The 13,223-nt window shown below is 73.7% G+C and carries 9 protein-coding genes; 4 read left to right on the top strand and 5 right to left on the bottom strand.

The annotated features are described in order from the left end of the window. The first annotated feature begins 2 nt into the window (after positions 1-2). The 4 genes from QPJ90_RS11860 to QPJ90_RS11845 all read left to right on the top strand — a co-directional run bounded on the left by QPJ90_RS11860 (position 3) and on the right by QPJ90_RS11845 (position 3,916). Entirely contained in the window at positions 3-164 is a 162-nt protein-coding gene (locus QPJ90_RS11860) for a hypothetical protein (protein ID WP_290131417.1), read from the top strand. Positions 165-255: 91 nt separating this feature from the next. After that, the gene (locus QPJ90_RS11855) at positions 256-1,200 is read left to right on the top strand and encodes a beta-1,6-N-acetylglucosaminyltransferase (RefSeq protein ID WP_290131416.1); all 945 of its coding nucleotides are present in this window, start codon (positions 256-258) and stop codon (positions 1,198-1,200) included. Beyond that, positions 1,197-2,729, top strand: a complete 1,533-nt coding sequence (locus QPJ90_RS11850) for an oligosaccharide flippase family protein (protein ID WP_290131415.1) — start codon at positions 1,197-1,199, stop codon at positions 2,727-2,729. Before QPJ90_RS11855 ends, QPJ90_RS11850 begins: the two co-directional genes overlap by 4 nt. Then, the gene (locus QPJ90_RS11845) at positions 2,726-3,916 is read left to right on the top strand and encodes a glycosyltransferase family 4 protein (protein ID WP_290131414.1); all 1,191 of its coding nucleotides are present in this window, start codon (positions 2,726-2,728) and stop codon (positions 3,914-3,916) included. Before QPJ90_RS11850 ends, QPJ90_RS11845 begins: the two co-directional genes overlap by 4 nt. Before the next feature lie 200 nt (positions 3,917-4,116). Here the strand turns inward: QPJ90_RS11845 and QPJ90_RS11840 are convergent, their stop codons facing one another. From QPJ90_RS11840 to QPJ90_RS11820, 5 genes are read right to left on the bottom strand one after another with little or no spacing between them, the layout of a single operon-like run. Further along, positions 4,117-5,061, bottom strand: a complete 945-nt coding sequence (locus QPJ90_RS11840) for a glycoside hydrolase family 16 protein (protein ID WP_290131413.1) — start codon at positions 5,059-5,061, stop codon at positions 4,117-4,119. Beyond that, positions 5,049-7,460 (bottom strand): PIG-L family deacetylase, encoded by a 2,412-nt coding sequence (locus QPJ90_RS11835; protein ID WP_290131412.1) that lies wholly within the window; start codon positions 7,458-7,460, stop codon positions 5,049-5,051. Before QPJ90_RS11835 ends, QPJ90_RS11840 begins: the two co-directional genes overlap by 13 nt. Then, positions 7,447-11,130: a glycosyltransferase family 2 protein gene (locus QPJ90_RS11830; protein WP_290131411.1), complete on the bottom strand. Its 3,684-nt coding sequence runs from the start codon at positions 11,128-11,130 to the stop codon at positions 7,447-7,449. The genes QPJ90_RS11835 and QPJ90_RS11830 overlap by 14 nt, the downstream gene beginning before the upstream one ends. Further along, entirely contained in the window at positions 11,127-12,089 is a 963-nt protein-coding gene (locus tag QPJ90_RS11825) for a glycosyltransferase (RefSeq protein WP_290131410.1), read from the bottom strand. The genes QPJ90_RS11830 and QPJ90_RS11825 overlap by 4 nt, the downstream gene beginning before the upstream one ends. Then, complete coding sequence (locus tag QPJ90_RS11820) at positions 12,086-12,991, bottom strand: glycosyltransferase family 2 protein (protein ID WP_290131409.1); 906 nt, start codon at positions 12,989-12,991, stop codon at positions 12,086-12,088. Before QPJ90_RS11820 ends, QPJ90_RS11825 begins: the two co-directional genes overlap by 4 nt. Positions 12,992-13,223 lie beyond the last annotated feature (232 nt).

Genomic DNA, 13,223 nt, shown 5'->3' with positions numbered 1-13,223 from the left:
GCATGCCGCTGGGCCCGACGAACGAGTCCGGGACGCTCCTCGAGGTCGTGCTCGACGACACCGTGACGTGCGTGTGCGGCCACCCTCGTGAGGCGCACGAGCACTACCGCCCCGGCACCGACTGCGCGCTCTGCGACTGCCCGAAGTTCCGCAAGAAGCGCTGATCAGGAGCCTGGGTGCGGGAAACCGCTGCTTCCCCGCACCCGGTCCGACGCCGCCTTGTCGGGGTCCTGCGGCCACCGTAGCGTCGCGGTCATGGCCAACTCCCCCGCCGTGGCGTGCGTCGTCCTCGCCCACGAGGACCCGGCGCACGTCCGACGCCTGATCGAGGCGCTCGCACCGTTCCCCGTGTTCCTGCACGTCGACGCGCGCACGCCCGAGTCGGAGTGGACCGCGATGACCACCGACCTGCCCGAGCGCGTCCGGCTGCTGCCGCGGATGCGCACCGGGTGGGCGAAGTGGGAGAACGTCGCCGCCGAGGTCGAGGGCTACCGGGCGGCACTCGCCGCGACCGACGCCTCGCACGTGGCGGTCCTCACCGGGAGCGACTACCCGCTCGGGAACCCCGCCGAACTCACGGCGCTGCTGGAGCAGCACCGTGGCACGTCGTTCCTCGGCGTGCACCCGCTGCCGTACGCGGAGTGGGGCCGGGGTGGCGGTCTGCCGCGACTCCGCTACCCGCACTGGGCGTGGCGGAAGCACATGGTGCGCGTGCCTGTCCCGCGCCGACTCCCCCGTGACCTCACGCCGGCCGGTGGCTCGCAGCTCAAGGTCCTCGCCCGCGCGCACGCCGAGGCCGTCGTCCGCGCTGTCGACACCCGCCCCGACCTCGTCCGGTTCTGGCAGCGCGTGTGGATCGCCGACGAGACCTTCGTGCCGTCCGTGCTCTGGACCGAGTCGCTGACGCCGGGCTTCCGTGACGCCCACGTGCCGCACTCGCTGTGGTGGATCGGGTGGGACGGCTCCGCGATGAAGAGCCCGCCGTGGCTGACGCTCGCGGACGCCGGACGGCTGCTCGAGTGGCGCATGCAGCCCTCGGCCGAGGCGCGTCGGGCACCGCAGCTGTTCGCCCGGAAGTTCTCGACGGACCGGAGCTCGGAGCTGCTCGACCTCGTCGACGCGGCGTTCGGGCTGCGTGAAGCGGGCGCGACGGCCCTCCGCGACACGACCGCCGTCGACCGTCGGGCGGTCGTCCGGTGAGCGTGCCGCAGGAGACCCGGACGGACCAGCCGGCGACGCGACGCGAGGCACGGGAAGCACGTGCGGCCGCGACGCCCGCTCCGGCCGGCACGCCGGAGCCCACCGGCGGAGCCGACACCGGGACGACCCACACGGTGTCGTCGAAGTTGTTCGGACGCGGCCTGCTGTACGTCGTCGTCTGGTCGATGCAGCTCGTCGTCTCGTCCCTGATCTCCCCGGTGCTGGCGCACCTCATGCCGCCGGCCGAGTTCGGCGTGCTCGCGTCCGCGATCGCCCTCTACCAGGCGCTCGGCGTCCTCGCGGTCGCCGGTCTCGACCAGGCCGCGGTCCTGCAGCGCGCCGAGGACGGGAACGACCGTCGCGCGCGGGGGCTGCTGAGCGTCGGCATCACGACCGCCGTGCTCGTCACGGTCGTCGCGCTCGCGTCGATCCCGGTCTGGGGCGACGCCGCCGGCTTCGTCGGGCAGCACCCGCTGCTCCTCATCGCCGTGCTCTGGGTCGGACCCGCCGCGGTCGTGCAACTGTCGCTCGCGCTCCTCGTCGCCCAGGACCGCATCCGCGTGTTCGCCGTCACGAGCCTGCTCTCGTCGATCGGCGGCTCGATCATCGGCCTCGGGCTGCTCACCTTCGTGCACGCCGACGCCGTCACCTACGCCTGGGGCGGCGTCGTGGCGCAGGGCATCGCGATGGTGATCGGCGTCGCGGCCACACGCCCCCGGATCGCCGGTCTGTTCGACCGCGCCACCACCGCCCGCGCCTTCCGCCTCGGCATCCCGATCGCGCTCGGCAACCTGTCGTACTTCGTCCTCAACGCCGGCGACCGCATCGTCGTGCAGCGCATCCTCGGCCCCGAGGAGGTGGCGCGCTACCAGATCGCCTACGTCGTCGGGTCGGCCGTCATCCTCCTGCTGTCGTTCACCAACCAGGCGTGGGCCCCGCACTTCGCCGCCCTCCGCGACGCCGTCGCCCGCCGCGAGCTCGCCATGCACGCCCGTGACGAGCTCTACAAGATGCTCGCGCCCGTGCTCCTCGCCGTGACCCTCGTCTCGCCGGTGGCCCTGCCGATCCTGGCGCCCGCCTCGTACCGCGTCCACGAGCTGACCGTCGTCGTCCTCATCGTCGCCGTCACCGCCCTGCCCGTCGTCGCCAGCGGTGCGACCGGCCGACTGCTCGTGATCGAGCGGCGCGGCGTCGCCGTCGGGGTGATCGCCGCGATCGCGGGCGTCGTGAACATCGGCGCGAACCTCCTCCTCGTGCCGTGGCTCGGGCTGTCCGGCGCCGCCGTGGCGACCGTCGTGGCGTACGTCGTGCTCGCCGTCCTGCAGCAGGCGTCCCTCCCCGACCGCCGCGCGTGGAAGGGCCCGGGCTGGCGCGTCACCGTGCCGGTCGCCGCTGCGCTCGCCGTGGCCGTCGCGTCGCTCTTCGTCCCGCAGGACGTCTTCTGGAACTGGTTCCGCTTCGCCGGGGCACTCGCCTGCCTGCCGTGGTTCATCCGTCGTCTCCGAGCTGCCCGAGGAGGGTCCTCATGACCACCGCACGCCCCCTGCGCATCGCCCTCGTCACCTCCGGGCTGGCGATCACCGGTGGGCTCGAGCGGTGCGTCCTCGAGGACACCGAGGAACTCGTCGCGGCCGGCCACGACGTCGTCGTCTGGCACCGGGACGACGAGATGGCCCGCCCCGGCGAGGGCCGACCGCCCTACGAGCGACTCGGCGTGCGCCTCGTGCACGGGACCGACCCGCGCTTCGGCGTCCGCACGGCGTTCCGCGACGTCCTCCGCTTCGTCCGCGAGGGTCTCCGCATCCGCAGCTGGCGACCCGACGTGATCTGGTTGAACCGACCCGAGTACCTGCCCTACGGCCGCGTCCTGTCCGCGGTGTCGCGCGTGCCGCTCGCCGTTCACCTCCACCACGCCCCGAACTACGGGCGCCTCCGTCCGTTCGCCGGCGGGCGGACCCGCTACCTCGCGGTCTCCTCGGCGATGGCCGATGCGTGGGCCTCGGTCGGCGCGCCGCGCGACCGGATCACGATCGTCCCGAACGGCGTCGACACCGCCGAGTTCCCGCCCCCGACGGCCAACGACACGCGCGCTGCCCGCGAGCGGCTCGGCCTGCCGGCCGACGCCCCCGTCGTGCTCTACTACGGTCGCCTCAGCCGAGCCAAGGGCGTCGTGGCCCTCCTGGAGGCATGGAGTCGCGTCCGCACGGCGGCCCACGTCCGCGAGCGGGTCGCCGGCCCGTCCACGGCCGGCTCCGCGCCGACCGCACCGGTCCTCGTCCTCGCGGGCGCCCTCTACCCCGACGAGACGGCCCCCGTCCAGCAGGCGGTCGACGCGCTGCCCGACGGCAGCGTCGTGGTGCTCCCCGAGCGCGACGACGTGCTGCCGCTCCTGCACGCGGCGGACCTCGTCGTCGTGCCGTCGATCGAGCCGGAGGGCTTCGGTCGCACGGTCGTCGAGGCGATGTCGGCGGGGACGCCCGTCGTCGCGGCCGCGTCGGGCGGCACAGCCGAGATCCTCTCCGACGAGTGGGCGCGGTACACGGTCGACCCGACCGACCCGGACGCCCTCGCCGGACGGATCGTCGAGGTCCTCGCCGAGGCCGCGGCCGACCCGTCGCTGGGTGCGCGCGGCCGGGCCCACGTGAGCGCCCGCTACGGTCGGACCCCGCACGTCGCGGCACTGCTCACGGCGCTCGAGGAGCACGCGGGGCGCTGACCGCGGGCCTCGTCCGCCGTCGGCCGCTGCCCGAGCCGCCCGTGCCGCGCGTGCCGGACGCTCCGCTCGCGCGGAGCCAGCTCCACGGCGATCGTGCGGCGCGTGGCGGAGGTGATCCGTGCCTCCCGTCCGCCTCGCGGCCAGATCCGTGACGGCGAGACGCCGCGTCCGATCGCGCCACGGCCAGACCGCGTCGCGGGTCAGGACTCCGGGACGTCGACCGTGATCCAGTCGATGAGCAGCGAGCCGTCCGACTCCTTCGGCGGCACCCCACCGAGCGAGCCGGCCTGCACGACGAAGTGCATCGGCATCGTCGGGATGTCCTTGTCCGTCGAGGCGATCTGCCGACCGTCGATCGAGAACGTCATCCGCTGCGGCGTCCAGTCGATCGTGTACGTGTGCCAGTCCTTGAGCGAGGCCGCCGTCTCCTGGTGGATGCACTTCTCCGCCGGGTCCACGAGGCAGTGCACGTTCAGCCACGCCGGCGCACCGAGCGCCCCCTCCGGGAAGTCGACCTCGCCGTCGGCCCACACGTTCCGGTCGCTCCAGAGCAGGACGGCGACGCCGTACCCGTCGACCTCGTCGCTCCGGAGCCGGATGCTGTACCGGCCGGCGGTCTGGCCGCCCCACTTCCCGTCGACCAGCGGCACGATGCCGCCCGCGAGGGGTGTCCCGCCCGCGGTGGTGCGCATCCGCATGTCGAGCACGCCGTCGTGCGCCGTCAGCGCGGATGCCGAGTACCGGCCGGTGCCGGCGGTGTCCGCGAAGCCGTGGTACACGGAGAACCGGTCGGCGTAGGGCTTCTCGAAGCCGCCGGTCGCGGTCGGTTCGGCGAAGTCCTCGGAGAACACGCGCTTCCACCCCGAGGCGGCCGCGGTGGGCATGGTCTCGCCGCTCGGGTCGACGGCGCTGCCCGTGGACGACCCGGTCGCAGCCGCCGCGACGATCCCCGCGGTGACGACGAGAGCGCCCACCGTGAGGGCGACGCTGCGGCGCCCCGGGCGGCCAGGACGGCGGTGACGGGAGAGCCCGGCGCCGTGCGCGGGCGGAGCGCCGTTCGCCGATGCCACCTCGGGGTCGACCGTCGACGGCCGGACCGCTCCGGGGTCCTCGGTCGTGGTCGTGGTACGGATCAGCTCGTCCACGCGCGCACCTCCGCGAGTCCGGCGTTCTGGGTGCCGGAGGAGACGCCCGTGACGGTGAAGCGCACCCAGGTGACCGACCGAGCGGTGAAGTCGACGTTGAGGGTCGACCCGTCGTTCGGCAGCGATCCCACGCGGACACTCGTCCCGTTCGAGAACGTGAGGGTGCCGCTCGTGATCCGGTCCGTCGTGTTCGGTCGGTCGTGGAGCTCGATCCGTCCGAGCCTCTGCGCCGACGACCAGGTGAGCTGGATCCAGGTGCCGGAGCGGCCGTTCGGGGCGACCCACTCGGCCGACGGGTTGACCGGGTAGCCGGACACGACGCCGTCCACGGCCTTCTGGACGGTCTGCCCGTCGGCGGCGTTCTGCGCGCTCGCGGTCGGGGTGGCCGAGCCCGTGACGTCACCAGGACCCGGCGTCGGCGTCGGGGTCGGGGTGGGCGTCGGGGTCGGGGTGGGCGTCGGCGTCGGGGTCGGCGTCGGCGTCGGGGTCGGCGTCGGCGTCGGGGTCGGCGTCGGCGTCGGAGTCGGCGAGTCCGACCCCGCGATCGCCCGGATCTCCGCGAGCCCGGCGTTCTGCGTCCCGCTGCTCACCGAGGTCACGGTGAACCGCACCCACGTCACGGACCGCGCGGGGAACACCACCTTCTGCACCGCACCGCCGTTCGGCAACGCCGGCACCGTCACGCTCGACCCGTCCGAGAATGTCAGCATCCCGCCGGTCACCTGGTCGGTCGTGTTCGGACGGTCGGCGAGGTCCACCTCGACCAGCTTGCGCGCTGCGGTCCAGGACAGCTGGATCCACGTGCCGGCGCGGCCGTTCGGCGCCACCCACTCCGCGGCGGGGTTCGCCGGGTAGCCGGAGACGACCCCGTCGACCGCCTTGGCCGCGGTCTGTCCGTCGGCGGGGTTCTCGGCGCTCGCGGTGACGGACGCCGCCGCGGTGACGTCCGACGTCGTGGGCGTGGGGGTCGGCGGCGGTGTCGTCGACGCGGCGGTGAACGCGCGGATCTCCGCCAGGCCGACGTTCTGCGTGCTGCTGCTCACCGAGGTGACGGTGAAGCGCGCCCACGTCACGGACCGCGACGGGAACGTGACCTGCTGGACCGCGCCGGCGTTCGCCAGCGCGGGGACGGTCACGCTCGACCCGTCCGAGAACGTCAGCGTCCCGCCGGTGACCTGGTCGTCGCCGTTCGGTCGGTCGGCGAGGTCGATGGTCGTGAGCGACTTCGCCGACGCCCACGAGAGCTGCAGCCAGGTGCCGGCGCGCCCGTTCGGGGCGACCCACTCGGCGGACGGGTTCGCCGGGTAGCCGGACACCACGCCGTCGACGGCCTTGGCGGCGGTCTGCCCGTCGGCGGCGTTCTCCGCGCTCGCGGTGACCGTGGCCGAACCGGTGACGTCGGTGCGGTCGCTGCCCGGTGTCGACGGGTTCGTCGGCGCGGTGGGGTCTGCCTGTCCGACGGTGTACTGCCGCTGCAGCCACGCCGACTCGGGCCGTGGCGGCGCGCACGCCTCCCAGGTGGCGCACGTCTCGCTGTCGTGTGCGGCGTAGGTGAAGAACGCGGACGACTTCGCGGCGACCTGCTGGGAGGTGAGGTTCGTCGGGCGCCCCTCGATCGTGTAGCCGAGGTACCCGGTGAACGTGTGTGCGCCGGTGTACCGCTGCTGCGCCTCGTTCGCGAGGTACGCCACGGTGTGGTGGTCGCTGTGGTCCCCGTCGCCGTACCCGCCCGCGTGGTCGAGCGTGCGGACGGCCGTCGGCGCGTACCCGTCGAGGAGTCCGGAGATCGTCGCCCGCAGCTCGGCGAGCGTGTAGGTCGCCGGGTTGGGGGCGTCCGCGACGGTCGCGAGGGTCGAGGCGTAGCCCTGGTAGAGCTGCTGCAGGCCCGTGTAGCCCGTCGCCCAGAAGCCGTTGCCGCCCAGGTTGCCGTCCGGCAGGTCCATGAACACGAGGCTGATCCGCGGGTCCGCGGTGAGGGTCTCGAGCCGGAGCGTCTTGCCGGCGACGGTCAGCGTGGACGTCGTGGTGGCGGGGTCGACACCCGCGATCGCCGCGTACGCCGCGACGAGACCGGTCTGCCGCTCGCGCCAGTACCACGCGGGGTACCCGCCGTCGGCCGCCGTCACGACGACCGTCCGCACGCAGGCGCCCGAGTCGATGCTGGCGCGGAGGTCGGTGCCCTGGAAGAGCAGGTCGTCGTCGGGGTGGGCGACCACGTCGAGCACCCGACCGGCCCGGCAGTCCGCGGTGGACACCGGGTCGGTCGTCACGGCACCGGCCGCGGCACGGGCGCCGAGGACGGTCGTCCCCGTGAGCACGAGTGCCAGGGCGGTGACGGCCGCCGTGACGAGGCGGGCCGTCCGCGGCGATCGTCGGTGCGGTGCCTCACCTCGCGGCATGGCGCATGCCCTCGGTCGTGAGCTCGTAGACCACGGTCGTGCCCTTCGACCAGACGGGCGTCCAGTACGGCGAGTCGGCCATGGCGGCCGCGAGCTTCCGGTAGTCCGCGTCGCTCTGGTAGCCGTACCGCTCGTCGTAGGCGCCGAACGGTGCGGCCACGAGGGCGTAGTACTTCGTCGCCGACCAGGTGCTCACGAGCTTCCGCGTGATGTTCGACACGTCCGCGGTGGCGTCGTAGCCCTCGCTCGCCGGGTACGCCCCGAAGGCCTCGCGGGAGAGCGCTCCGACGTCGAAGTACCGGGCGCCGGTGTTGCTCGGGACGGCGTTCGCCGAGCCGGTGAGCAGCATGATCGAGCCCTTCGGCGCCGTCGCGTCGTAGTACTGCGTGGCCTCCGACTGGCTGCGCGTGGGGACGCGGTTCCAGTCCAGGGCGGTCTGTCCGAACGACCCGACGGCGACCATGCCCGCGATGAGTGCGGTGGCGGCGACGAACCGCACGGCGACCGGGCGTCCGGCCAGGGTGACGAGCCGACCGACGGAGGCGAACCGCCCGCCGGGCACCGGGAGTCCGGCCGCGAGGACGGCGATCCAGGGCGTCGCGAAGAGGACCACGCGGAAGATGCCCTCCTGGCCGTAGTTCGTCGCGACGAGCAGCGAGATCGGGCTCGCGGCAGCGAGCAGCAGCCCCCAGTGCACGCGGTCGCGGCGGAGCAGCACGGTGACGATCGCCGCGAGCCCGAGCACCACGAGGGCGGCGGCGGGCACGTCGAACGCGAGCCGCGTCACGAGCGGCTTCGGCAGCACGGTCATGTCGTGCGACGGCGGCTGCACGTTGGTGAGCACCTGCCCCACGGCGGCGAGCGACAGGAACTTGTCGAGGATGCTGCCGTTGAGCAGGGCGAACACGACGGCCGGCACGAGCACGACGAGCGAGACCCACCACGGACGCAGCATGCGGAAGACGACGAGCACGACGATGGCGGCGACGGTGAGGTACGGCGAGATCTGGTGCGTCACGGCGAGCACGATGCTGATCGCACCGATCCCGAGCAGACGCGACAGCCCCACCGGCTGCGGACGCATGATCGTCGTGGGCTCCCCGTCCTCCCCCGTCACGGTGACCCGCCGGAGCGCACCGGTGGCGAGCACGAGGATCGCGACCGACAGCAGGATGCCGGTCGACTGCGGCGAGAAGTAGGTCGTGTTGAGCGACCCGGTCATGGCGGTCAGGAACGCTGCGATCCACGGACGCCGTGCGCCCGGCAGCCAGTGCGCGGCGAGCACACCCACGCCGATGGTCGTGGAGAACGCGAGCAGGACGGGCACCCACGCGGCGATCGTCATCGCGTTCACGATGCCGCCGACGTCGGCGACCCAGGCACCGCCGGCGAACAGGCCGGACCAGGTCTGGAAGATGTCGGCGGCGGGGTCGGTGCGGCCGAACTGCCGGATGTACTCGAGCACCCCGACGTGCCGTGCGGCCGCCATGACGGTGGGCATGCCGTACGTGATCGCCTGGGCGAGCTGGACGACACCGCCGAGCACGACGACGGGCAGGGCGACACCCCGGCCGCGCACGAGGGCGACCACGGCGGCGGCGACGACGATCGCGAGGCCGATCGGCAGTCCGATGCCCAGCGACCCGAAGAGTCCGTCGGGGACCGGGTCGCCGACGTGCGTGATCGCGGTGACCACCACGACGAGGAGGCCGACGAGCGACGCAGACGTGACCGTGCCGGTCGTCGTCCAGGTCCACCGACGCTCCGCCCCGCCGGCGGCGGCGCGCTCGAGGCGCTGCCGGTGCAGGTCACGGAGGTCCCGCGGCACCGCGGCGGCGACCGCGACGGCGACCAGCAGGACCACCGCGGCGAAGGGCACCGCGGGCGCCCACAGTCCGGCCGTGGCCATCGTGTAGCCGATCGCGATGGTGCCGACGATCGACGTCGTGACCGCGAACAGCGCGAAGCGTGCGAGGGGCATCGGGCGCAGGAGCAGCATCGGCGCGACACCGACCACGGCGAAGAGGAAGACGCCGATCGCGGAGCCCCGCACCACCGGCAGGTCGAACGCCGCGCCGACCGCGGCGACGAGCAGGGTCACGACGACCAGGCCGGCGGCGGTCAGGCGTGCCGCAGGTCCCATCGCACCGGGCAGCACGGGCGCGGGCGCGACGGTGGCGAGCTCGTGCCGGCCGTGTCGCGTGCGGTCGATCGTGCCGGCTCCGCCGAGACGCTCGGCGAGCGCGAGGAACGGCGCCACGAGGACCGAGCGGCGCTCGACGCGGCGCAGGCGGCGGGACGTGTCGTTCCAGGCCTCCTCGACCCCGGCGAGCGCCGGGCCCGCAGTCGCGGCCGCAACGCCGTCGGCGCTACCGGTGGCTCCGGCCACCGCGCCAGCACCAGCACCACCAGCACGAGCACCGCCGGCACGAGCACCAGCACCAGCACCGACACCGGACGCAGCCGCAGCGACGGCCGGACGACCCGCCGCACGACGACCGCTCCCGCCGCCGAGCTCGGTGACCGCGTCGCCCTGCTCGAGCCCAAGCCGCGCGAACGCGGCGATGGCCTCGGGGACGGAGTCGACGGTCGCTGCGACGGTGTCGCGGTCGAGGGCGTTCTTGGTCATCCAGGCTCCGAGTCCGTGGCCGTGCGCGGCGGCGGTCCGGCGGAGCGACGAGGTGTCGTCCGCGGGCCGCACCCAGGCGATCGCGGCGGGTTCGACGGCGATCGCGGAACCCGCGAACAGCAGTCGGGTGAAGAGGTCGAGGTCGTCGCCGCCGCCGACCCGGGTCCCGGGTCCGAACGCGGTGTCGAACCCGCCGATCGAGAGCGCGGCCCGTCGGCGGACGGCGAGGTTGGCGCCGGTGCCGTAGGCGGCCGCCGCGAAGGGGTGCAGCGGTGTGTCGCCGGGCTCGTCGCCGAGTCGGAACACCCGACGGCGGATCGTGCGGGCAGCGGGCGTGTGCTCGTCGTGCCAGCGCTGCGCGGGCGTCCGGATCTCCGCGGTGGGCACGAGACCGGTGACGCAGGCCACGTCGTCGTCGAGCACGAACGGTGCCGCGATCGCCGCCGCCCAGTCGGGGTCGACGACCGTTCCGGAGCCGAGGAAGGTCACGACGTCGCCGGTGGCGGCGAGGAGTCCCGCGTTCCGCGCGGCGGCGAGCCCGCCGGTCGGGGCGGGCACCGTGGTGACGGTCCGACCGGCGATCTCGGTGCGACCGTCGCCGTCGGCTCCGGCGGAGACCACGACGACGTCGAGGGCGACGCCGCGCTGGGCGAGGACGGAGCGCATGGTCTCCCCCGCGTCCCCGTCCGTGCAGAGCACCACGGTGACGGACGGCAACGCCTGATCAGCGGCCGGTCGTCGTTCCGGGGTGGGCATGTGCCGGACGGCACGCTCGAGGGTGCGGAGCTCGATCGAGGGTCCGATCCGGCGACGGTCGGTCACCTCGGCCTCGACGAACCCGACGGGCTCGCCGCGGTCCCGCACCAGGAGCCGGGCGCGGCTGTAGCCGTCGGCGCCGGCCAGCCCGATCGCGTCGCGGTGTCCGGCGCCGTGGAGCTCGGCCCGGTCGAGTTCGCCGATCCAGACGGCGCCGTCCCAGGTCGGCACGAGCGAGGTGTCGACGACCGGGCGGAGCACCCGGGTGAGGGTCGTCCTGGTCATGGGGTACCGATCGGTTGGCGGACGGCGGGTGTGACGGGAGCGGAGACGACGACGCCTCCGAGGATCCGTCCGACGGCGTACCCGGTGATGGTCGAGACGACGGAGAGCACGATCGCGGCGGCACGGATGCCACCACCCCGTCCGAAGCGGCGCAACTCGCGGGCGACGGCACCGGGGATGACCCGGGTGAGGTAGGTGGACTCGCTCGACAGCGAATCGCCCGTCCCCACGCGGCGGCTCAGCACGGCCTTCGAGATGCCCTCGTAGTAGCTGCGCCGACGCAGGTACCGCATCGTGACGCGGTCCGCCGACACGCGGTGGGACACGTTCGAGCGCGGTTCGTGGCGGATCCGGCTGCCCGGCCGGGCCTGTGCGAGCCGGATGCAGAGCTCCGTCTCCTCGCACCCGAGGGGCTGGTTGCCGACCCGGCCGATGCCGGAGCGGAAGCCGCCGGCGGCGAGGATCGCCTCGCGGCGGAAGGCCATGCTCGACCCGATCACGTTGCGGACGTCGCCCGCGGTCTCGGGGAGGCCGGTGTAGCTGCAGCCGACGATCCAGAGGAGCTCGTCGGAGTAGGGCCCGGAGCCGGTCGCGTCGGGCCAGGAGGGGGTCGCCCGTCCACCGACCCCGACGACCTCGGGGTCGTCGAGCGCCGCGAGCAAGTGGCCGAGCCAGTCGGCGTCCGCCGTGGCGTCGTCGTCGAGGAACGCGACGACGTCGGCGTCCGTCAGCGCGACGCCGGTGTTCCGGGCACCGGAGAGCCCGCGGTCCTCGGTGTTCTCGACGACGCTGAGCTCCGGCCAGCGGGCCTTGGCCCGTGCGTACAGTTCGGGCTCGTGGTCGATCACGACGACGACCTCGGGCTGCTCGGGCTGGCGCTTCGCCGACTCGACGCTGTCCAGCAGGTCGCCCCACCGCAGCTGCGTGTAGGCGCAGATGACGACGGCGACGCTGCTCACGCGAGGTCCCCGTCGAGCGCGCGGGCGTCCAGCACCGCGGCGTCCGCGGTGCGGGCACGAGCGGTCGGCGCGGTGATCTCGCCCGTGGGGGCGTCGATCGGCGACACGGGCGCCGGCATCGTCAGCGCGGAGGCTGCGGCGAGGCGTGCGCGGCTCTTCGCCTGCGACGCCCGGCGACGCTCGTGCATGATCGACTTGAGGACGCGGATGCCGTCGGTCACGGCGTTGAGGTTGCTCGCACCGTGCACGCGGAGCTTCTCGTGGCTGCCGACCTCGGCGATGCGGAGCTCCGCCGCGGACCAGCGGCAGGTGAGGACCGTCTCGATCTCGAACCCGTCGCCCCACAGCATCGAGCCGTCGGCCGGCTTCGGGAGCGTCGACGACAGCAGCGCGATCGCGGGGAGCGTGTCGGCCCAGAACGCGTTGTAGCCGTAGCAGAGGTCGCTGTACCGGGTGCCGAGGATGGCGTTGCACACGATGTTGAGGCCGCGGTTGCCGAGGTTGCGGACGATCGTGATGTCGTCGCTGCCACCGCCGAGCGCGTAGCGCGTGCCCTTGGCGACGTCGGCGCCGTCCACGAGGGCCTGCACGAAGCGCGGGATCTCGTCCGGGTCGGCGGAGCAGTCGGCGTCGAACATGACGACGACGTCGCCGGTGACGGCCTCGAAGCCGCACGCGAGCGCGTTGCCCTTGCCCTTGCGGGTCTGGTGGACGACGCGGATGTCCGGCATGAGCCGCTGCGCGGTCGCGATGGTGTCGTCGACCGAGTTGCCGTCCACGAGGATGACCTCGTACACCGGGGGCAGCTTGGGCAGGATGATCTCGAGGTTGCGGGCTTCGTTCCTCGCCGGGATGACGACGGAGACCCGGGGGTCTGCGGGTCGGACGGTGTTGGCGGGCATTGGACGTGCTCCTGTCGGGTTCAGGTTGCCGTGTTCGGTGCTTCGGACGTGGCGCGGACGATCACGGTCCGCAGTCCGGCAGGGGCGCGGGTACGACGCCGCCGGGTGGTCCAGGGGGCGGGTCTTCCCCCTGTGCTCCAACCCTCGCGGCGGCGCGGTGACGGGTCAACGCCCTGCGGGTCCGCTTGCGGACCCCCGGGTGCGGATACGGAAACCCGCAACCGGTGTCAGC

The sequence above is a fragment of the Curtobacterium sp. 458 genome (genome assembly GCF_030406605.1).
In the GTDB taxonomy this organism is placed as follows: Bacteria; Actinomycetota; Actinomycetes; order Actinomycetales; family Microbacteriaceae; genus Curtobacterium.
This window is presented reverse-complemented; position numbering and strand designations above follow the sequence as displayed.